15 protein-coding genes and 2 pseudogenes are annotated in these 21,328 nt (G+C 73.1%); 12 read left to right on the top strand and 5 right to left on the bottom strand.

Annotated elements, in window-relative coordinates:
* Positions 1 to 24: 24 nt before the first annotated feature.
* On the top strand, positions 25 to 858 hold the full coding sequence (locus tag AB0E67_RS08450; RefSeq protein WP_362022663.1) for an IclR family transcriptional regulator: 834 nt from the start codon (positions 25 to 27) through the stop codon (positions 856 to 858).
* A gap of 86 nt (positions 859 to 944) precedes the next feature.
* Positions 945 to 1,673, top strand: coding sequence for a dipeptidase PepE (gene pepE / locus AB0E67_RS08445; protein ID WP_362022661.1), 729 nt, complete (start codon positions 945 to 947; stop codon positions 1,671 to 1,673).
* A 421-nt stretch (positions 1,674 to 2,094) separates the two neighbouring features.
* Here pepE and AB0E67_RS08440 read toward each other — a convergent pair whose 3' ends face one another.
* A complete protein-coding gene (locus AB0E67_RS08440; protein WP_362022659.1) occupies positions 2,095 to 3,936 on the bottom strand; it encodes an MFS transporter in 1,842 nt (613 codons plus the stop codon).
* A gap of 354 nt (positions 3,937 to 4,290) precedes the next feature.
* Between AB0E67_RS08440 and AB0E67_RS08435 the strand changes: the two genes are divergently transcribed.
* From AB0E67_RS08435 to AB0E67_RS08425, 3 genes are all read left to right on the top strand, one after another.
* Positions 4,291 to 6,477, top strand: a complete 2,187-nt coding sequence (locus AB0E67_RS08435; RefSeq protein WP_362022656.1) for an acyl-CoA dehydrogenase — start codon at positions 4,291 to 4,293, stop codon at positions 6,475 to 6,477.
* 78 nt (positions 6,478 to 6,555) lie between these two features.
* Positions 6,556 to 7,779: a lipid-transfer protein gene (locus AB0E67_RS08430; RefSeq protein WP_362022653.1), complete on the top strand. Its 1,224-nt coding sequence runs from the start codon at positions 6,556 to 6,558 to the stop codon at positions 7,777 to 7,779.
* Between the two features lie 158 nt (positions 7,780 to 7,937).
* Positions 7,938 to 9,368, top strand: coding sequence for an MFS transporter (locus AB0E67_RS08425; RefSeq protein WP_362022650.1), 1,431 nt, complete (start codon positions 7,938 to 7,940; stop codon positions 9,366 to 9,368).
* A 15-nt stretch (positions 9,369 to 9,383) separates the two neighbouring features.
* Here the strand turns inward: AB0E67_RS08425 and AB0E67_RS08420 are convergent, their stop codons facing one another.
* From AB0E67_RS08420 to AB0E67_RS08410, 3 genes and pseudogenes are all read right to left on the bottom strand, one after another.
* The gene (locus AB0E67_RS08420) at positions 9,384 to 10,022 is read right to left on the bottom strand and encodes a response regulator transcription factor (RefSeq protein ID WP_362022647.1); all 639 of its coding nucleotides are present in this window, start codon (positions 10,020 to 10,022) and stop codon (positions 9,384 to 9,386) included.
* A gap of 306 nt (positions 10,023 to 10,328) precedes the next feature.
* Positions 10,329 to 10,874: pseudogene (locus AB0E67_RS08415) on the bottom strand (ABC transporter permease); the annotation flags it as partial.
* Positions 10,871 to 11,173: pseudogene (locus AB0E67_RS08410) on the bottom strand (ATP-binding cassette domain-containing protein); the annotation flags it as partial. The pseudogenes AB0E67_RS08415 and AB0E67_RS08410, both read right to left, overlap by 4 nt.
* Positions 11,174 to 11,624: 451 nt before the next feature.
* On the opposite strand from AB0E67_RS08410, the gene AB0E67_RS08405 reads away from it, so the two are divergent.
* From AB0E67_RS08405 to AB0E67_RS08395, 3 genes are all read left to right on the top strand, one after another.
* Complete coding sequence (locus tag AB0E67_RS08405) at positions 11,625 to 12,515, top strand: MaoC/PaaZ C-terminal domain-containing protein (RefSeq protein ID WP_362022645.1); 891 nt, start codon at positions 11,625 to 11,627, stop codon at positions 12,513 to 12,515.
* A 230-nt stretch (positions 12,516 to 12,745) separates the two neighbouring features.
* Complete coding sequence (locus tag AB0E67_RS08400; protein ID WP_362022642.1) at positions 12,746 to 13,822, top strand: Zn-dependent alcohol dehydrogenase; 1,077 nt, start codon at positions 12,746 to 12,748, stop codon at positions 13,820 to 13,822.
* 162 nt (positions 13,823 to 13,984) lie between these two features.
* On the top strand, positions 13,985 to 14,938 hold the full coding sequence (locus AB0E67_RS08395) for a 3-oxoacyl-ACP reductase (RefSeq protein ID WP_351520218.1): 954 nt from the start codon (positions 13,985 to 13,987) through the stop codon (positions 14,936 to 14,938).
* Positions 14,939 to 15,478: 540 nt separating this feature from the next.
* On the opposite strand, the gene AB0E67_RS08390 is transcribed toward AB0E67_RS08395, so the two are convergent.
* Entirely contained in the window at positions 15,479 to 16,774 is a 1,296-nt protein-coding gene (locus tag AB0E67_RS08390) for a hypothetical protein (RefSeq protein WP_362022639.1), read from the bottom strand.
* Between the two features lie 209 nt (positions 16,775 to 16,983).
* Between AB0E67_RS08390 and AB0E67_RS08385 the strand changes: the two genes are divergently transcribed.
* The 4 genes from AB0E67_RS08385 (at position 16,984) to AB0E67_RS08370 (ending at position 21,171) form a co-directional block, all read left to right on the top strand.
* Entirely contained in the window at positions 16,984 to 18,027 is a 1,044-nt protein-coding gene (locus AB0E67_RS08385; RefSeq protein WP_362022637.1) for an iron-siderophore ABC transporter substrate-binding protein, read from the top strand.
* A gap of 188 nt (positions 18,028 to 18,215) precedes the next feature.
* Positions 18,216 to 19,058, top strand: a complete 843-nt coding sequence (locus AB0E67_RS08380) for a Nif3-like dinuclear metal center hexameric protein (protein WP_362022634.1) — start codon at positions 18,216 to 18,218, stop codon at positions 19,056 to 19,058.
* A complete protein-coding gene (locus tag AB0E67_RS08375; protein WP_362023574.1) occupies positions 19,055 to 19,798 on the top strand; it encodes a C4-type zinc ribbon domain-containing protein in 744 nt (247 codons plus the stop codon). Before AB0E67_RS08380 ends, AB0E67_RS08375 begins: the two co-directional genes overlap by 4 nt.
* A complete protein-coding gene (locus AB0E67_RS08370; RefSeq protein WP_362022631.1) occupies positions 19,798 to 21,171 on the top strand; it encodes a bifunctional RNase H/acid phosphatase in 1,374 nt (457 codons plus the stop codon). The genes AB0E67_RS08375 and AB0E67_RS08370 overlap by 1 nt, the downstream gene beginning before the upstream one ends.
* Positions 21,172 to 21,328 lie beyond the last annotated feature (157 nt).

Below are 21,328 nucleotides of genomic sequence, written 5' to 3'. Positions count from 1 at the left end.
TGCAATTCACGTCTGAATGGTGAGATGACCATGGCGGACTTCGATCTCGACCGGCGCACCCCCGCCGGGGCGCTGCAGACCGTCGACCGGGCGCTCCTCGTGCTGCTCGCCTTCGAACGGACCCGGCCCGACTGGGGCGTCACGGAGGTCGCCGCGGAGTTCGGCTGGGACACCTCCGTCGCCCAGCGGCTGCTCGCCACCCTCGCCGGGCGCGGCTTCCTCGTCTCCGACCCCGTCACCCGCCGCTACCGCATCGGCCCCGCCGTACTGCGGCTGGGCAGGCTCTGGGAGCGTTCCGGATCACTGGAGCTGCTGGCCGGGCCCGTCCTGGAGGAGCTGCGCCGGGTCACCGGCGACACCGTGCTGTTCTGCCTGCCCGACAGCTTCCACATGCGGTGCGTCGCCGCCGAGGAGGGGGAGGCCGGACCGCTGCGCTACTACCCGCTGGTCGGTGAGCTCTACCCGGCGCACGCCGGCGCGACGAGCAAGTCGTACTACGCGTACCTGCCCGACGAGCAGCGCCACCGGCTGTTCCGGGGCCGCCCCATGGCCCGCTTCACCGACCGGACGGTCACCGACCCGGACCGGCTGGAGGAGGAGTTCATCAAGATCCGCTCCCAGGGGTACGCCTGGACGGTCGGCGAGTACGACACCGGCATCGCGACCGTCGCCGTGCCCGTCTTCCTGGGGCGCGAACCGTACGGGAGCCTCAGCCTCGGCGGCGCCGAGGAACTCTTCCGAGGGGCGCCCGAGGACCGGCTCGAACCCCTGCGCCATGCCGCCCAGCTGCTGGAGAAGCGCCTCACCCAGCCCCCGCAGCGCCCCAAGCCGCGCGCCCGGCGCCCGCGTACCGCCTGATGATCCGGAAGAGACCCGTGCGCGGCCGGGAGCCCGTGACCCGTACGAGGCCCGGACAACACCGAAGAGAACCGAGAGGACCCCTTGTGAATCTGCTCCTGCTCTCCAACTCCACGCAGTACGGCCGCGGTTACCTGGAACACGCCCTCGACACCGTCACCGCGTTCCTGCCCTCCGGCGCCCGGCTGGCCTTCGTGCCGTACGCGCTCGCCGACTACACCGCGTACACCGCGCGCGTCCGCGACGCCCTCGCGCCGTCCGGCATCACCGTTCGCGGCGTGCACGAGAACGCCGACCCGGTCGCCGAACTCGGCGCGTCCGACGCCGTGTTCATCGGCGGCGGCAACTCTTTCCGGCTGCTGAGCGCCCTGTACCGGACCGGATTGCGGGACGCCGTGACCGAGGCGGTCCGCGACGGGCTGCCGTACATGGGCGCCAGCGCCGGTACGAACATGGCGGCGCCCACCCTGCGCACCACCAACGACATGCCCATCGTGGAGCCGCCGTCCTTCGAGACGCTCGGGCTGATCCCGTTCCAGATCAACCCGCACTACCTCGACCCCGACCCGGAGAGCACCCACAAGGGCGAGACGCGCGAGGAGCGGCTCACCGAGTTCCTGGAGGAGAACGACGTGCCGGTGCTCGGTCTGCGCGAGGGCTCGTGGCTGCGGGTCGACGGGCGTCAGGCCCGGGTGCAGGGCGCCCGTCCCGCCCGGCTGTTCGCTCGCGGCGCGGAGCCGCAGGAGCTGCCCGCCGGGACGGATGTCTCCCATCTGCTCGCGACGACACCGCGGTTCGACGCGCCGGTGCGCTGACGACCGCGCCTGCCGACGGCGCCGGTCTGCCGACGATTCCGGCCCGTCGGCAACCCCGGCGCGTCGGCTGCCCCGGCCTGGCGGCGGTCCGCGACCGCGCCCCGCCCGCTGCCGGGGCGCGGGTGCCCGGGGCGCGGGGAGGGCCGATACGAACACGTCCTCCTGCTCGACCAACAGGCTGCGCAGTGCGCGTAGTGCTTCCTGAGCGGGCCCCGAGCGGGTACCGCGCGGTCCGACGGGCCGGGCCGTCCGGCCGGTCGGGAAGCGCCGGACCGGCCCGGCCGGGCGAGGGGTCTGCCGGCCCCTTCGCCCGGCGAGGAACGCGATGGGCCGGTGGCGGGCGGGGAACGTGCCGGGCCGGGGGCGCGGTGTGCCGGGGCGGGCGGAACGCGTGTCCGGCCCGGTGGCCGGTGCGAGTTGGTCAGGCGCCGGGGCCCGCGAGCTCCGCGCGGCTCCCGTGCGGGGTCCTGGCCTCCAGCACCAGGTCGGCGTCGACCGGAAGCCCGTTGCCAGGGCGGGTGACGGAGCGGGCGCGCGGCGCGTACCCGGTGGCCGAGCCGGCCAGGACGTAGGTGCCGCCGGACGGGGCGGGCAGCGCGTAGCGGCCGTCCTCGTCCGTCACGGTGAGACCGGCCTGATGCCCGTGGTGGTCGATCAGGGTGACATTGGCGCGGGCCACAGGGGCCCCGTCCTCGTCCAGCACCCGGCCCCGGAATCCGGCCGAGCCCGCGACGGTACGGGACCCGGTGGGCGCCGCGACCGGGGCCGACGCCGCGTCGTCCGCGCTGCCGGGACCTGCCGTGGCCGGCGGCACCGCTCGCATCGCGTCACGCTGCGACGGCAGGAACGCGGCCAGCGCCAGCCCGGCCGCCACCGCCCCCGCCGCGATCAGGAACGAGGTCCGGAACCCTTCCATCGACGGCACCGCCACCCCGCCCGTCCGTACCGAGGTGTTCGCGAGGACCATCCCGATCACGGCGCTCGACGCCGACGTACCGATCGACCGCATCAGGCTGTTCAGGCCGTTGGCCGCGCCCGTCTCGGACGGGTCGACGGCCCCGTTGATCAGTGCGGGCAGGGAGGAGTACGCGAGCCCGATGCCGGCCCCGATCACCACCGTGATCACCACCGTCTGCCAGGCGGCGTCCATCAGCCCGAGCCCGGCCCCGTAACCGACCCCGATGACCAGCATCCCGAGCATCAGCGACGCCTTGGGGCCGCGGCGGGCGGACAGCCGGGCGTACAGCGGGGTCACGAACATCATCGTCAGGCCGAGCGGTGCCACGCACAGCCCGGCGACCACGAGCGACTGCCCGAGGCCGTAGCCCGTGGCCGTCGGCAGCTGGAGCAGCTGCGGCAGGACCAGCGACACCGCGTAGAAGGCGACCCCCACCATGATCGAGGCGAGGTTGGTCAGCAGCACCTCGCGCCGGGCGGTGGTCCGCAGATCGACGAGGGGCGCCGCGATGCGCAGTTCGAAGAGCCCCCACAGCCCGAGGACCAGCAGCGCGGAGCCGATCAGACCGAGCGTGGTGCCCGAGGTCCAGCCCCAGTCGCTGCCCTTGGTGACCGGCAGCAGCAGACAGACCAGGCCGGCCGAGAGCCCGAGCGCGCCGACCAGGTCGAACCGGCCGGGGGCGCGCAGTGTCGTCTCCGGTACGGCCAGGACGGTGAGCACCATCGCCAGCACCCCGAGACCGGCCGCGGCGAAGAACAGGGTGTGCCAGTCGAAGCGCTGGGCGATCAGCGCGGCGGCGGGCAGCGCGAGTCCGCCGCCCACCCCGATCGAGGAACTCATCAGTGCCAGCGCCGACCCGAGCCGCTCACGGGGCAGTTCGTCGCGCATGATGCCGATGCCCAGCGGTATGACCCCCATGGCGAAGCCCTGGAGCGCGCGCCCCACGATCATCACCACGAGAGCGTCGGTGAAGCCGCATATCAGGGAGCCGGTCACCATCACGGCGAGGCTGGCGAGCAGCATCTTGCGCTTGCCGTACAGATCGCCGAGCCGCCCCATGATCGGGGTGGCCACGGCCCCCGCGAGCAGGGTCGCGGTCATCACCCAGGTGGCGTTGGACGGGGTGGTGCGCAGGAAGGCGGGCAGGTCCTTGATGACGGGGACGAGCAGGGTCTGCATCACGGCGACGGTGATGCCCGCGAAGGCGAGCACGGGGACGACCCCGCCGTTCGCGCCGCGCGTCCGCGGATCGGGGAGTTCCTCGGTGTCGGTACGGGGGTGCTGTCCGTGGGACGTCTTCGGCATGCGTGCGGCCTCCGGGCGGCATGGTCGGGGGCGGTGATCGAGGGCAGGCGTCCGGGCGCGGCGGCGGAAGGCGCCGGCCGCCACGTACGTGCACGGTGCAACTTGCCATGGACGCCCGGTATTCCGGTGAACGCGGCGCGAACGGGGCACGGCAGCGCACTTGGCCCGAAGCGAGCGCCGGTGGGGCGTGGTCCGGCCGTCGGATCGCCGTCGCGCGGCGCGAGCGACGAGGAGTCATCCGCCCTTCGCCACTCCGCGACCGTCCGGACCGCACCGCGGTCTGACCTTCCGTCAGAATGGAACGTGTTCTACTCTGGCCGCCCGTTCCAGTGGCTGCGACCGGCGAGGATCCGCATGGGCATCGGAATCACCGAAGAACAGAGGGAGTTGGCGCAAGCCGTACGGGGGTGGCTGGCCCGCGCCGTACCACCGGAGGAGGTGCGTGGGCTCCTCGACGCGGAGGTCCCGGCCGCCGCCGGAGCGCGTCCCGGGTACTGGGGCGCGCTCGCGGAACAGGGGCTGCTCTCCGTCCATCTGCCCGAGAAGTACGGCGGCGGGGGCGGCCGGCTGCTCGATCTGGCCGTCGTCCTGGAGGAGACGGGCCGGGGCGTGCTTCCCGGCCCGCACTTGGCGACCACACTCGCCGCCGCCGTACTGCACGCGGCGGACGCCGACGATCCGGTGCTGCGCGACCTCGCGTCCGGTCGGCGCGTCGGCGCCGTCGCCCTCGGAGCCGGCACCCTCACCGCCGTGGACCACGGGGACGGCCACCTGCTCGACGGCGCGGCCCCGCCCGTCCTGTCCGGCGCCGGCGCCGACCTTCTCCTGCTCCCCGCCGAATCGGCCGGCGGAACCCTCTGGTTCGCCGTCGACACCGCAGCCGACGGGCTGACCGTCCGCCAGCACCGCGGCGTCGACCCCACCCGCCCCACGGCCGAGGTCCACGCGGACGGCGTACTCGTCCCGGCGGAGCGCCTCGTACGGACCGACACCGCGCAGGTCCGCGACCTCGCCGCCGTCCTTCTGAGCGCCGAGGCATGCGGCATCGCGTCCCGGGCGCTGGACACCGCCACCGAATACGCCAAGGTCCGCGAACAGTTCGGCCACCCCATCGGGCGGTTCCAGGCCGTCAAGCACCTCTGCGCCGACATGCTCGTCCGGGTCGAACGGGCCCGCGCCCTGGTGTGGGACGCGGCCCGCGCCGCCGAGGAACCGGGCACGGACCCGGACGTGCGCTCCCTGGCCGCCGCCCTCGCGGCCTCCGAAGCCCTCGACGCCGCCCACGGCTGCGCCAAGGACTGCATCCAGATCCTCGGCGGCATCGGCTTCACCTGGGAACACGACGCCCACCTGTATCTGCGCCGGGCCGTGGTCGCCCGGCAACTGCTGGGCCCCGGGGACGCCCACCGGCTGCGGGCGCTGCGGCTCGCCGAGGGCGGGGCGCGCCGCGAACTCGTGCTCGAACTCCCCGCCGAGGCCGCCGGTCACCGCGCAGAGGCCCGCGAGGCCGTCGCCGCCGTCCGCGGCCTCGACCCGAAGGCCGCCCGCCGCGCCCTCGCCCCCACCGGCTACGCCGCCCCGCACCTCCCCGCCCCGTACGGGCTGGGCGCGAGCCCTGTGCACCAGCTCGCCGTACAAAAGGAGTTGAGGGAGCAGGGCGTACGACTCAGCGATCTCGGCATCGCCACCTGGGTCATTCCCTCACTCATCGCCCATGGCACGCCCGAGCAGCGGGAGCGCTATCTGCTGCCCACCCTGCGCGGCGAACTCCAGTGGTGCCAGCTGTTCTCCGAGCCCGGCGCGGGCTCCGACCTCGCCTCGCTCCGCACGAAGGCGGAACGGACCGACGAGGGCTGGCGGATCAACGGGCAGAAGGTGTGGACGAGCGCCGCCCGCTCGGCCGACCACGGGATCCTGCTGGCACGGACCGACCCGGACGCCCCCAAGCACCGCGGGATCGGCTACTTCCTCGTCGACATGAAGAACACCGAGGGCATCGACATCCGCCCGCTGAAGGAGATCACCGGCGACTCCCTCTTCAACGAGGTGTACTTCGACGACGTCCTGCTGCCCGCCGACGCCGTCGTCGGCGCGCCGGACGACGGCTGGCGGGTCGCCCGCAACACCCTCGGCAACGAACGCGTCCACATGGCCGATCAGTTGACCTTCGACACCGGGCTGGAGGCGCTGATCGCCCGCTCCGGCGAACTGGACGGCAGCCACCGGGCCCGGATCGGCGCCCTCGCCGCCGAGGCCCACGCGCTCGCCTGCGTCTCCCTGCGCACCACCCTGCGCCAGGTGTCCGGCCTCGAACCCGGCGCGGGCGCCTCCGTACGCAAGCTCGTCCAGACCGCCCACCAGCAGAAGGTCGCCGAGCTGGCCCTCGAACTCCTCGGCCCGGCCGGGGCGACCGCCGAGGGAGCGGCCGAGCGGGCCGTGCACGGCTTTCTGATGTCCCGCTGCCTGACCATCGCGGGCGGCACCACCCAGGTCCAGCTCAACGTCGTCGCCGAACGCATCCTCGGCCTCCCGCGTGACTGAAGGAACGCAACGCGGCCGAAGGAACCGAACGCGACCGAAGGAACCGAACGCGACCGAAGGAACGGAAGGGGTTCGTCCATGAAGCCGCATGAAACACGCAGGGCGTCCAAGGCGTACGTCGTCGGGGTCGGGATGACGAGGTTCGAGAAGCCCGAGACCCGCGACTGGCAGTACTGGGACATGGCGAAGGAGGCCGGGACGGCGGCCCTCGCCGACGCAGGGATCGACTACGCGCAGGTGCAACAGGTGCCCGTCGGCTACTGCTTCCAGCCGTCCACCGCCGGGCAGCGGGCCGTGTACGAGCTGGGGCTGACCGGGGTGCCCGTCTACAACGTCAACAACAACTGCGCCACCGGCTCCACCGCGCTCATGATGGCCCGGCAGTTCGTCGAGGGCGGCGCCGCCGACTGCGTTCTCGCGCTGGGCTTCGAGAAGATGTCCCGGGGCGCGCTCGGCGGGGGCGGGGCGGACGGTGGCGCCGCGGACTTCAGGACGTCGCCGGTCGCCCGCCACTACGGGGTGATGGCCGCCGCACACGGCTTCGAGATGAGCCCGCCCACCGCCCAGATCTTCGGCAACGCGGCCCGCGAGCACATGGACCGGTACGGGACGACCGAGGCGCAGCTCGCCGCGGTCGGCGCCAAGAACCACCGGCACTCGGTGAACAATCCGTACGCCCAGTTCCAGGACCCGTACACGGTCGAGGAGATCCTCGCCGCGAAGACCATCCACCGCCCGCTCACCAAGCTCCAGTGCTCACCCACCTCCGACGGGTCGGCCGCCGCCGTCGTCGTCTCGGAACGCTTCGTCGAGAGCCGCGGTCTCGGAGACCGGGCGGTCGAGATCGTCGCGCAGGCCATGACCACCGACACCGAGGAGTCCTTCGCCTCCGGTACGTGCGTCGACGCGGTGGGGCAGCCGATGTCCCGGGCCGCCGCACAGCAGGTGTACGAGGCGTCGGGGCTCTCGGCCGCCGACCTCGACGTGATCGAGCTGCACGACTGCTTCTCCATCAACGAACTCCTCACCTACGAGGCGCTGGGGCTGTGCGGCGAGGGCGAGTCCGGGAAGCTCGTCGAGTCCGGGGCCACCACGTACGGCGGCCGTTGGGTGGTCAACCCGTCCGGCGGGCTGATCTCCAAGGGGCACCCGCTCGGTGCCACCGGACTCGCCCAGACCGCCGAGCTCACCTGGCAGCTCAGGGGCGAGGCGGGCGAACGACAGGTGGAGGGCGCCCGCACCGGCCTCGCCCACAACATCGGGCTCGGCGGGGCGGCGGTGGTGACGCTGTTGCGGAGGTAGCGGAGGCAGAAGGCCGGTGCGCGCGTGACCGGTCCGGACCCGGCCGGTCCGTACGACGATGCCGGTCCGTACGACGATGCCGGTCCGTACGACGATGCCGGTCCGTACGACGATGCCGGTCCGTACGACGATGTACGAGGTGCGGGACTGCTGCGAGGATGGCGGCCATGGTCGACGTCACAACATCCACGCCCCCGCGAACCGGACCGGACACCCGTACCTGGGCGGCGGCGCTCGCCGCCTGTGTCGGTCAGTTCCTCGTCGTGCTGGACGTGTCCGTCGTCAACGTCGCCCTGCCGTCCATGCGTACCGACCTCGGAATGAGCCCCGCGGGACTGCAATGGGTGCTCAACGCCTACTCCATCGCGTTCGCCGGGTTCATGCTGCTCGGCGGACGCGCCGCCGACATCTACGGCCGCAAGCGGATGTTCCTCACCGGCCTCGGACTGTTCACCGCCGCCTCCCTGGCCGGCGGCCTCGCCCAGGAGGGCTGGCAGCTGCTGGCCGCGCGCGCCGCGCAGGGGCTCGGCGCCGCCGTGCTCGCCCCCGCCACCCTGACCCTGCTCACCGCCGTGTTCCCCGAGGGCCCGGCCAGGACGAAGGCGATAGGCACCTGGATGGCCGTCGGCGCGGGCGGCGGCGCGGCCGGCGGGCTGATCGGCGGAGTGCTGACCGACCTGCTCTCCTGGCGGTGGGTCCTGCTGGTCAACGTGCCCATCGGGGCGCTCGTCCTGGTCGGCTCCGCACTCCTGCTCACCGAGGGCCGCTCGGGCGAACGGCGGCGGATCGACTACCTGGGCGCGGTCCTGGTGACGGTGGGCCTCGCGGCCGTCGCCTACGGCATCGTGCAGACCGAGGAAGCGGGCTGGACGGCGGCGCGGACCCTGGTGCCGCTGCTCGGCGGGGTGGCCGTGCTCGTCGTGTTCGTCGTGGTGGAGGCCTGGTCGGCCGAGCCGCTGATGCCGCTCAGGGTGTTGCGGGCGAGGTCGGTGACCTCGGCGAACGCGGCGACGTTCGTCATCGGTTCCAGCACGTTCGCGATGTGGTACTTCATGACGGTGTACGCCCAGACGGTGCTGGGCTACACCCCGATGAAGGCCGGACTCGCCCTGCTGCCCACGTCGCTGGCCGTGGTCCTCGGCTCGAAGTGCGCACCACCGATCATGGCCCGGGTCGGGGCGAAGAACCTGGCGCTCATCGGTACGGCCGCCGCCATCGCGGGCTTCGGCTGGCAGTCCACGATGAGTGCCGGGGGCTCGTACCTCACCTCGGTCTGTCTGCCCGGCATCCTGATGATGGCCGGCGCGGGCCTGGCACTCACCCCGCTCGCCTCGCTCGCCATCTCGGGCGTGGCACCCGGCGAGTCCGGTCTCGTCTCCGGCCTCGTCGGCACCTCCCGCACGATGGGCGGCGCGCTCGGTCTCGCCGTGCTCTCCACCGTCGCCGCCGCCCGCACCGCGGGCGGCACCGGGCCCGAGGAACTCACCGCCGGTTACGCGCTCGCGTTCCGCACGGCCGCCGCCGTCCTGCTGGGCGGGCTGCTGCTGATGGCCCTCTGGCTGCCGCGCCACCGGCCCGCCAAGCGGTGACCCGGTCGTCCCCCGTCAGAGCCACCCCTGCTGCCGGGCCTCCCGGACCGCCTCCATCCGATTGCGCGTTCCCGTCTTGCCGATGGCCGAGGACAGATGGTTCCGTACCGTCGACTCGGACAGGTGCACCGCCGCCGCGATGTCCGCCACCGTCGCCCCGGCCACGGACGCGTTCAGCACGTCCCGCTCCCGCGCGGTCAGCGGGCTGGGCCCGGCACTGAGCGCGGCGGCGGCCAGCGCCGGGTCGACGACCGTCTCGCCGGCCAGCACCCGGCGGATCGCGGCGGCGAGCTCCTCGATCGGGCCGTCCTTGACCAGGAACCCCACCGCCCCGGCCTCCATCGCCCGGCGCAGACAGCCGGGCCGACCGAACGTGGTGAGGATCAGCACCCGGCAGCCCGGCACCTCCTCCCGCAGGTCGGCGGCGGCGTCCAGACCGCTGTGGCCCGGCAGTTCGATGTCCAGCAGCGCCACATCGGGCCGGGACAGCAGCGCCGTGTCCACGATCTCGTCCCCGGCGGCCACCTGCGCCACCACCTCGATGTCCGGCTCCAGCCCGAGCAGCAGGGCGAGCGCGCCGCGCATCATGCCCTGGTCCTCGGCGAGCAGGACTCGTACACACTTCGCGGGCCGCCCACCGGGCATGTCGGTCATACGGCAAGCGTCCCAGAACGAGGGGCGCACCGGGGCGTACAGCGGCGAACGGCTGCGCGCGTGTACGCCTACGGCGCCGAACGTGTACGCGTACGGCGCCGTACGCGTACGACATTGGTCACCGCCTCCCGCACCACCCAGCTCAGCAGCGCCTCCGTCCGCGGGAGGAGCGGCGGTCCGGAGCGGCGGACCCGCCGCCCGCCCCGGACTCCGCCCCGGCCCCGGTCTCCGTCCCGGTCCCGCCGTCCGTTCCGGTGTTCGCCTCGGTCTCCGTCCCTGTTCGGTTCCCGGGCATGTTCACTCCCGTCACATGGCTCTCGCGGACCGACGGTACGAGAGCACGGCGTACGTACCGAACAGCAGCAGCCACGCACCGAGCACGGCGATCGTGCCCGCGCCGGGCGCGTGTCCCTCGGTGGTCGCCCAGCCCAGATCGGCGAACCGGTTGGCGGGCGTGAACCCGCCGACGGAACGCAGCCAACCGGGAAGCATCTCCAGCGGGAACCACAGTCCGCCGACGATCGCGAAGCCCATCAGGCAGGTCACGTTGACCACACCGGTGCCCTGCGGGGTCAGCCGGTAGCCGTTGCCGAGGCCGAGCAGGGTGAACGGCAGCGCGCCGATCCACAGCAGCACCGCGAGCGCGATCCACTGCCAGGCCGCCAGCCGCACCCCGTTGACCAGGCCACCGGCCGACAGCACCGTCAGGATCGTCGGCAGCACGGTCACCGAACCGCTGATCGCCCGGCCCACCACCGCGTGCGACGGGGCGAGCGGCGTGACCCGCAGCTGCCGGAGCCAGCCGAGCGTCCTGTCGGACGCCACGCCCGTACCGACCGACATGGCCGAACCGCACCGACCAGCCCCGCCCGTACCGCCTGCTCCGCCGTGCGGCCCAGCACCCGGACGCTCCCGGAGTCCGGCTCGTCCAGGCCCAGCAGCAGGCCGATGGTGGTGGACTTGCCCGCTCCGTTGCGGCCCAGCAGGGCCACCGTCTCGCCGCGGCCGATGGAGAGGTCGATGCCGTCCACGGCCCGTATCGTCCGTCCTGTCTCTCCTGTCTCTCCTGTCCCTCTTGTTCCGCCCGCCCCTCCCGTCCGTGCCGTCCGTCGTGCGCGGCGGAAGCTCTTGACCAGCGACGTGAGCACCACCGCGTCGGTCGTCGCGTCCGCCGCCGCGTGCGTTCCGGCGGGCGTGCCCGCCTTCGCCGCAGTGTCCGTGCCCGTGTTCGTTCCCGCCTTCGCCGCCGCGTCCGTGTCCGCGTGCGCGTCCGCGTTCCCGTGTCGTGTCGGCTCCGTCGCCGGGGCCCCCGTCGATCGCTTCATGGTGACGACGCTACGGAGGGGTCCCGGGGACCGACAGGGGCGTGTGTACGGACTTCGCCATGACATATGTCATGGGTCCGGGCGGCGGCCGACGACATGGATCTGACGCATCGTCAGCAATAGCCTTCACAACGACTGGGGGCTGCGTTATACATGGGAGTCATCGGCTGGAACACGTTCTAGAACGTGTGTGACGGCCGGTCCCGCACGGCCTCGGTGCGGTCGACGGTGCGGACGGCCGCGCCGAGGTCTCCCACCGTCAAGGAGCAGCTTTCCCATGCCGATCGATGCCGAAAAGGCTGTTGCCGCCGAACCCCGTTCCACCCGGATCAGCTGGGACCACAAGGACGTCCAGCTCTACCACCTGGGCATCGGCGCGGGTACCGGTCCCGCCGGGGCCGACGCCGCCACCGACCCCGGCGAACTGCGCTACACCCTGGAGTCCCGGCTCCAGGTGCTGCCCTCCTTCGCCACGGTGGCGGGTGCGGGCATGGGTGTCGTCGGCGGGCTCTCCTCGCCCGGCATCGACATCGACCTCGCCGCCGTCCTGCACGGCGGGCAGAGCGTCCGGGTGCACCGGCCGATCCCCGTGAAGGGCGGCGCCGTGCAGACCTCGAAGGTCGCCGCGGTGTACGACAAGGGCAAGGCGGCCGTCCTGGTGCTGCGTACCGAGGCCGCCGACGACGAGGGGCCGCTGTGGACGAACGACGCGCAGATCTTCGTGCGGGGCGAGGGCGGTTTCGGCGGTGAGCGCGGCCCGTCCGGACGGTCGGAACCGCCCACCGGCGACCCCGACCATGTCGTGGAGCGGCCGATCCGCCCGGACCAGGCCCTGCTCTACCGCCTCTCCGGTGACTGGAACCCGCTGCACGCCGACCCCGAGTTCGCCCGGCGGGCCGGCTTCGACCGACCGATCCTGCACGGGCTGTGCACCTACGGCATGACGCTCAAGGCCGTCACCGACACGGTGCTCGGCGGCGACGTGACCCGTATCCGCTCCTACCGCACCCGGTTCGCCGGGATCGTCCTCCCCGGCGAGACCCTCCGCATCCGGATGTGGACCGGCGAGGACCACGTCCGGGTCGAGGTGAGCGCCGTCGAACGGGACGATGCCCCGGTGCTCGGCGACACCCTCGTCGAATGCGTCGGGCGCTCGGGGGGCTCCTGAGACTTCCGCGGACCTTCCCGGGAGCCCGCCGCTCCTGCCGTTCCCGTCACCCGACACCCGTGCCGCTCCTGCCGTTCCCGTCGCCCTCGGCGTCTCCGGCACTTCCGGCACCTCTGGCACCTCCGCCGTTCCTGTTCGTCACTCCTGATCCGATTCCGAGAGGTCCGCCGGCCCGCGGCACGGGCCGGCGGGACGCGTACCCGACCCGGGCCCATGAGGGGAGCCGCACCATGCGCGCAGCCGTACTGCATGAGATAGGCCAGGACGAACTGGAGGTCCTCGACGACGTCGAGGCGGTGGGCTTCGGCCCGGGGAAGGTCCGGATCCGGGTGCGCGCCACCGGGCTGTGCCACTCCGACCTCTCCGCGATGAACGGCGTGCTGCCCCAGCCGGCCCCCTTCATCCCCGGCCACGAGGGTGCGGGCGAGGTCGTGGACGTCGGCGACGGTGTCACCGGGCTGAAGGCGGGGGACCGGGTGCTGGTCTGCTGGCTGCCCGCGTGCGGGGCGTGTCCGTCCTGCAGGCGCGGCCAGACCCACCTCTGCCTGGCCGGCTTCATGAACGCGGGCACCCCCAACTTCAAGCGCCCCGGCGGGGACGTGTTCGGATTCGCCGGCACCGGCACCTTCACCGAGGAGGTCGTCGTCGGCGCGGGCTGCGCGGTGCCCATCCCCGACGACGTCCCGTTCGAGATCGCCGCGCTGATCGGCTGCGGGGTGACCACGGGGCTGGGCGCGGCGATCAACACCGCACGGGTGGAGGCCGGTTCGTCGGTCGCCGTGATCGGCTGCGGCGGCGTCGGGATCTCGGCGGTCCAGGGGGCCAGGGTGCGGGGCGCCGCCCAGATCGTCGCGGTGGACCCGGTCGCGTCCCGGCGCGAGGCGGCGCTGCGGTTCGGCGCGACCGAGGCCGTGTCCCCCGACGAGTTCGCCGACGCCAGGCAGCGGATCACCGCGGGCGAGGGCTTCGACTACGTCTTCGAGGTCGTCGGCAAGTCGGCCACCGCGCGCACCGCGTACGAGAACACCCGGCGCGGCGGCACCCTCTGCATCGTCGGCGCGGGCGCGCTGGACGACCACTTCCAGGTCAACATGTTCGAGCTGTTCTTCGACGAGAAGCGGATCCTGCCCTCCATGTACGGCGGGGGCGACGTGCTCCGCTCCTACGGACGCGCCATCGAACTGTGGCGGGCAGGTCGGATCGACCTCGAATCGATGATCACCCACCGGGTGCGGCTGGACGGCATCAACGACGCCCTCGACCAGATGCGGACCGGGACGTCGCTGCGCACCTGCGTCGAGCTCTGAACCCCTCGCCGCCGCTTCCGCCGTCCGCCCCGGCCCCGGGCCGTCCCGGTTCCGGGCCCGGACCAGGACCGGGGCCCGGATCACTTCCAGGCCCCGGCCCAGGAACCGGCCACGGCCCCGTTCCCGTATCCCCGCTCCCTCCTGAGAGGTTCCGAGAACCCGATGTCACATCCCCTGTCACTTCCCCTGGACGGCCTGAGCGCGATCGTCACGGGCGCGGGCCGCGGCCTCGGACGCGCCGAGGCGCTGGAACTCGCCCGGCTCGGCGCGTCCGTCGTCGTCAACGACTACGGGCAGGCCGGACGCGACGGCTCCGGCGAGGCGTCGGCGGCCCCGGCGCAGGAGGTCGTCGAGGAGATCCGCGCGGCGGGCGGCCGGGCGGTCGCGCACCTCGGCGACGTCTCCGACCACGAGCAGGCCCGCTCCCTGGTGGAACTGGCCGTCGACACCTACGGAAAGCTCGACATCCTGGTCAACAACGCGGGCATCCTGCGCGACCGGATGATCTTCTCGATGACCGAGGACGAATGGGACTCCGTCATCAGGGTCCACCTCAAGGGCCACTTCAACACCACGCACTTCGCGGCGGTGCACTGGCGTGCCCGTTCCAAGGAGTCCGGCGGCCCGGTGTACGGACGGATCGTCAACACGTCCTCGGAGGCGTTCCTGGCCGGTTCGGCGGGGCAGCCGAACTACGCGGCGGCCAAGGGCGGCATCGTCGGCCTGACCACCTCCACGGCCCTCGCCCTGGCCAAGTACGGCGTCACCGCCAACGCCATCTGCCCGCGCGCCCGCACCCGGATGACCGAGGACGTCTTCGCGGGCTTCCAGGAACCGGAGGACGGCAGGCTCGATCCGCTCGCCCCCGAGCACGTCTCGCCGCTGGTCGGCTACCTGGCCTCCCCGGCCGCGGCCGGGGTCAACGGGCAACTGCTCGTCGTGCACGGCGGAATGGTCGCGATCGCCGAACGCCCCAAGGTGGCCGCGAAGTTCGACTCGTCGAAGGAGGCGTTCACCTTCGACGAGCTGGACGAACTGCTCTCGCCGTACTACGCCGACCGCCCGCCGAACGAGACCTTCGCGGCGGCGGAGGTGCTCGGCCTGAAACGGGGCTGAGCGGGGCGCACACGCACCGGCACGGGAACGGCCGGCCGTGCGCCGGTACGGGGCCACGTACCGGCGTACCGGGAACGACCGCCCCCGCGCACCGGAAGCCCGAAGCAGACGCCCCCGGAAGCCGGAGACGAGCGGCTCCCGGAAGTCGGAGACGGGGTGGGCCCCGGAAGCCGTTCTCGGCTTCCGGGGCCCACCCGTCCCTCGTCGCTGTCGATGTTGCGCGCGGTCAGGCCGCCCGGCTGTCCCCCTCGGAGGGGCGGCGGTGGCGGCCGTGCGGCTGTACTGCCGTGTCGTCCGTCGACACACCCCCTCGGTGCTTTCCGGAGCCGCCGGCTTCGGCCCGTTCCGCGTCCGCCCCCTGCGGGCGCGTCTGGGTCGTGTCGGTTCGGGCTTCAGACATGTGGGAAGTCACCCCGTCGTGATCGCTTACGTGCTTATGTGCTTGCGTGTGAGTGTCACCAGGGCCGAACACGCCACCGCGGTACGACAAGGCCGCCTCCGGCGACCGCCGACACGGCTGCGTGGCCCAGGCCCGAAATCTTAACCAGGTACCACGCGTCCCACGAGTGGTGCCTGTCCCAGTGGAACCGGCCTGCACACAGGAAGATGCACGGCGGCGGCGGACGGTTGCGTACCGCTTTCCGTACCCGCCGCGGCACCCGTCCCCGCCCAGGGGCCGATACCCGCCCGCGCGTCCGCCGTCGCATCCGCGGGAAGCTCCACCGACGCGTCCAGCTGCGCCACCCCGCACGCCACGTTCGCGTCGGTGTACGGCAGCCTCAGCACGCCGTCCCGGGTCCACACCCCGTGCCCGGCGTGCCAGCCCTCGGGAGCGGCCACCTGGAACAGTCGGCGGTCCGCCGGGCGCCACAGCCCGAGCCAGCTGCCCGCCGCCCCGTCCACGCGCAGTGCCACCGCGCAGTCCTCCGGCGTCAGCATCTGCCCCGGCTGCACGGCGAACGGCGTCACCGCCACGTCCCCCGGACACAGGCACTCCGGGAAGCGCACCGGCAGACGACTCCCCAACACCCCCCAGCCGAGCCGGTCGTGGCCCGGCGCGTTCGAGCGGATCAGCAGCAGCCCGCTGTCCGGGTCGGCGAGCAGCAGCCGGTCGTCGCTGTCCGGCCCGATCTGGAGCAGCGGCGTCACCGCGCCGCCCCGCCCCAGGTCCACGGCCACCGCCTTGACCGGCCCGCCGCCCGGCAACTCCCGGTCCAGGGCGAGCATCCGCCCGGTCCGGTCCAGCCAGACCCCTCCGGTGCAGCGTCCCGGCACCTGTGCGACCGGATCGGGGCCGAGGACGCCGCCCGTGACCAGCCAGACGGTGGTGGACCGCTCGCCGGGCGACAGGGCGTACGCGCTGGTGCCGTCCGGGCACGGCGGCAACAGCGTCAGCTCCTCGCATCCGACGGTGCCGAGCGACAGTTCACCGGTGCCGGGCCCGGTCGGGTAGAGCAGCGAGAACGCGTGCCGGTCCGCGACCCGGCGCCGGATCAGCACCCGCCCGTCGGTCAACGGCAGTACGTCCGAGTCGGGTTCCTCCGGCTGGTCGAGGGGGAGCGGCACCGCGTACGGCTCGTGCCCGTCGAGCGTCCAGCGCTCCACGAACCACGCCGGCGCGGCGGCGCCGGGGGGCTCCCCGGTCCCGTGACACGGATCTCCGGGGACCTCGCGCGCGGCGAGCCGGGCCGCGTACGAGCCGTCCGCCGCGATCGTGAACGCGGGCCGCGCCGCCGGTGTGTGCGGCGGGGCGTCGTCCTGCGGTACCGCGTCCCCGGGGTCTCCGGCCGTCCCAGTGGCCCCGGCGGGGCCGCCCTCGATGGCACTGACAGTCACGGTCCGATCACCTCCAGCGACAGACGGTAGTAATCGCACTGCCAGCCGAACAATGCGAGCTGTGGCACTTCACGCATAAGGGTGGTGATGTCCGTAATTCCCTGACAGGCAGGGGGTGGCTGTGGTTACTCCTGGAGGGCTGTCTAAGGTTAGGCATTCCTAAGCGATACCTGCTTGACCTACGGCTTGATCGACAACTGGAGCAAGACATGTCCCTTCGTCGCCGCGGCACCGCCGCAGTCGGCCTTGCGGTGGCCGCCGCCCTCTCCCTCTCCGCCTGCGGGAGCGGTGACGGGGGCTCCGAGGACTCCGCCAAGTCGGACAACGGCGGCGACAAGAAGGCGGCCGTCGCGGTGGGCGGCAAGGACTTCGCCGACGCCGCGAAGAAGACGGCCGGGTACGGGACGGACGCCGAGGCGGGCGAGTTCCCCCGGACGGTCACCCACGCCATGGGCAAGACCGAGATCAAGGCGGCCCCCAAGCGCGTCGTCGTGCTGGACGTCGGCGAGTTCGACAACGTCGTCTCGCTGGGCGTCGAGCCGGTCGGCTACGCCCCCTCCGAGGGCGACGCGGCCATCCCCTCGTACCTGAAGAAGGACGCGGGTGACCCGAAGAACATCGGCACCATCAACAACCTCAACCTCGAGGCGATCGCCAACCTCAAGCCCGACCTGATCCTCGGCAGTCAGCTGCGCGCCGCCGACAAGTACGACGCGCTCTCCAAGATCGCGCCGACCGTGTTCTCCATCCGCCCGGGCTTCACCTGGAAGGAGAACTACCTCCTCAACGCCGCGGCGCTGGACAGGACCGCCAAGGCGAAGACCGAACTCGACGCCTACGAGGCGAAGGCGAAGAAGCTCGGCGACGACATCGGCGCGGACAAGCCGACCATCTCCATGGTCCGCTACATGCCGGACCGGATCCGCCTCTACGCCAAGGCGTCCTTCATCGGCACCATCCTTGAGGACGTCGGCCTGCCCCGGCCCAAGAACCAGCAGATCGACGACCTCGCGGCGGAGATCAGCTCGGAGAAGATCGACGAGGCCGACGCCGACTGGATCTTCACCGGCGTCTACGGGGACGTGAAGGCCACCAAGCGCGACACCACCCAGTCCAACCCGCTGTGGAAGAACCTCAAGGCGGTCAAGGAGGGCCGGGCCAAGGACGTTCCCGACGAGACCTGGTACCTCGGCCTCGGCGTCACGGCCGCCGACCTGGTCCTCGACGACCTCCGCGCCGACCTCGTGAAGTAGCCGACACGGCCCGGGGTGCGGGGCGGCCTCACGGCGCCGCGGGTTCGTTCCGCGGCGCCGTCGGCCGGCTGTGACGGACCGGTGGCCACGGCCGGCGGGAGGCCGCCGGTCGTCGCCGACCGCGGGGCCGACGGCGACGACCGGCGGCCCTGGTCGACGGCGCGCGGCGGGCAGGTAGCCTTTTCCTTGTGCCCCGTCTGTCTGAAGTCCTCGCCGAGATCGACGCGCTCTGGCCGCCCGAGCGGGCCGAGAGCTGGGACGCGGTCGGCACCGTCTGCGGCGAGCCCGAGTCGCACGTGGACCGGGTCCTCTTCGCCGTCGATCCCGTCCAGGAGATCGTCGACGAGGCGCTCCGGCTCGGTGCCCAGCTGATCGTCACCCACCACCCGCTCTATCTGCGCGGTACGACGACGGTCGCCGCCTCCACCTTCAAGGGCCGGGTCGTGCACACCCTGATCAAGCACGACATCGCGCTGCACGTCGCCCACACGAACGCCGACACCGCCGACCCGGGCGTCTCGGACGCCCTCGCCGGTGCCCTCGACCTGCGCGTCGAACGGCCCCTCGTACCGGATCCCACCGACCCCGCGGGCCGTCGCGGCCTCGGCCGGATCTGTGTGCTCGACCACCCCGAGAGCCTGGCCGACTTCGCGGCCCGCGCCGCCGCCCGGCTGCCCGCCACCGCCCAGGGCATCCGGCTCGCCGGGGACCCGGCGGCCACGGTGCGCACCGTGGCGGTCAGCGGAGGGTCCGGCGACAGCCTCTTCGACGCGGTGCGTGCCGCGGGCGTCGACGCGTTCCTCACCGCCGACCTGCGCCACCACCCGGCGTCCGAGGCCATCCAGCACTCCCCGCTCGGCCTGGTCGACGCCGCGCACTGGGCCACCGAGTGGCCCTGGTGCGAACAGGCCGCCGCACAGCTCGACGCGATTTCCGACCGCCACGGATGGGACCTGCGGGTCCACGTCTCGAAGCGGGTCACCGACCCCTGGACCACCACCACCCACCACTCTTCTGGAGCCCCCAACTGAACGCCGCGCCCGCCGACCAGATCCGACTCCTCGACGTCCAGGCCCTCGACGTCCGCCTGTCGCAGCTCGCCCACCGGCGCAAGTCGCTGCCCGAGCACGCCGAGATCGAGTCGCTCACCAGCGACCTCGCGCAGCTGCGCGACCTGCTGATCGCCTCGCAGACCGAGGAGAGCGACACCGCCCGCGAGCAGACCAAGGCGGAGCAGGACGTCGACCAGGTGCGCCAGCGGGCCGCCCGCGACCAGCAGCGCCTCGACTCGGGCGCGGTCACCTCGCCCAAGGACCTGGAGAACCTCCAGCGCGAGATCACCTCGCTGGCCAAGCGCCAGGGCGATCTGGAGGACGTCGTCCTGGAAGTGATGGAGCGCCGCGAGGCCGCCCAGGAGCGCGTCACCGAGCTGTCCGACCGGGTCTCCGCCGTCCAGGCCAAGGCGGACGACGCCACCGCCCGCCGTGACGCCGCGACCGAGGAGCTCGACACGGAGGCCGCGTCGGTCACCAAGGAGCGCGAGGTCGTCGCCGCCTCCGTCCCCGCCGACCTGCTGAAGCTGTACGACAAGCTCCGCGAGCAGCAGGGCGGGATCGGCGCCGCCCGCCTCTACCAGCGCCGCTGCGAGGGCTGCCGCCTCGAACTGAACATCACGGAGATCAACGAGGTGAAGGCGGCCTCCCCGGACACCGTGCTGCGCTGCGAGAACTGCCGTCGCATCCTGGTCCGCACGGCGGAGTCGGGCCTGTAATGACCCCGCCGCGCCAACTCGTCGTCGAGGCCGACGGAGGATCCCGGGGCAACCCCGGGCCCGCCGGTTACGGGGCCGTCGTCATTGACCCGGCGACGGGGGAGACCCTTGCCGAGGCGGCGGAGTACATCGGCGTCGCGACGAACAACGTCGCCGAGTACAAGGGCCTGATCGCGGGCCTGAAGGCGGCGAGGGCGCTGGTACCGGACGCGTCGGCGGACGACTCGCTCCGGGTGCGGGTCCGGATGGACTCCAAGCTGGTCGTGGAACAGATGTCGGGCCGCTGGAAGATCAAGCACCCGGACATGAAGCCGCTCGCGGCCGAGGCGGCGCGCGTCCTGCCGCCCTCCGCCGTCACGTACGAGTGGATCCCCCGCGAGCAGAACAAGCACGCCGACCGGCTCGCCAACGAGGCGATGGACGCGGGCCGACGTGGTGAGCAGTGGGACCCGTCGGCGTCGACGGCCGCGCTCGACACCGCCCGGCCGTCGGTCGCCGACGCCCTGCCCCCGGTCTCCGGCCCGCCCGGTGACGCGACGGCGGGCGCGGCGAGGGCACGCGCGGCCCTCGCCTCCCGGCCGTCGGTGGGTACGGCGGCAGCGACGGGTACGGCGACGGCGGCCCCGGTGACGGACACGGACGCGGCCGCGGTCACCGGCGCGGCTCCCACGGCGGGTACGGCCCCGGAGCGGGCGGCCGTCCCGGCGACGGCCGCGCCCCAGGTGGGCTGGGGCGCTGCCCCCGACCTCGGCGCGCCCGCCACCTTCGTCCTGCTCCGGCACGGCGAGACGGCCCTCACCCCCGAGAAGCGGTTCTCGGGCAGCGGCGGCACCGACCCCGAACTCTCCGCGGCGGGCCGCCGTCAGGCCGAGGCCATCGCCCGGTCGTTGGCCGCCCGGGGCACCATCCAGGAGATCGTCAGCTCACCGCTGCGGCGCTGCCGCGAAACGGCCGGCGCGGTGGCGGCCCGGCTCGGCCTGGAGGTCCGCATCGATGAGGGGCTGCGCGAGACGGACTTCGGCGCCTGGGAGGGGCTGACGTTCGCCGAGGTGCGTGAACGCCACGGCTCCGACCTGGACGCCTGGCTCGCGTCCGAGGAGGCCGCTCCCACCGGGGGAGGCGAGAGCTTCGCCGAGGTCACCCGTCGGGTGGCGGCCGCCCGGGACCGTCTCGTCGCCCGCCACGCGGGCCGTACGGTCCTCCTCGTCACCCATGTGACGCCGATCAAGATCCTGGTCCGGCTGGCCCTCGGTGCCCCGCCGGAAGCCCTGTTCCGCATGGAACTCTCGGCGGCGTCGGTGTCCGCGGTGGCGTACTACGCGGACGGGAACGCCTCGCTCCGGCTGCTGAACGACACCTCGCACCTGAGGTAGGCCGCGCTCGCGGCGCATCCGCCCGGGAAACCGGTCCTGCCCCGTGCCGGGACGGACGGCGGGCACTCGTCCCGGACGGCGGATGCCCGCCCCGGTCCGGTCCCGTGGTCCCGTCCCCGTCCCGGGCTGCCCGTGGCCGTCCCGGCCCCGGGTCAAG

It is taken from the genome of Streptomyces sp. NPDC032161, assembly GCF_040636995.1.
Taxonomy (GTDB): Bacteria; Actinomycetota; Actinomycetes; order Streptomycetales; family Streptomycetaceae; genus Streptomyces.
Note: the sequence above shows the minus strand (reverse complement) of the source record. Positions and strands in the feature narration are given on the sequence as shown.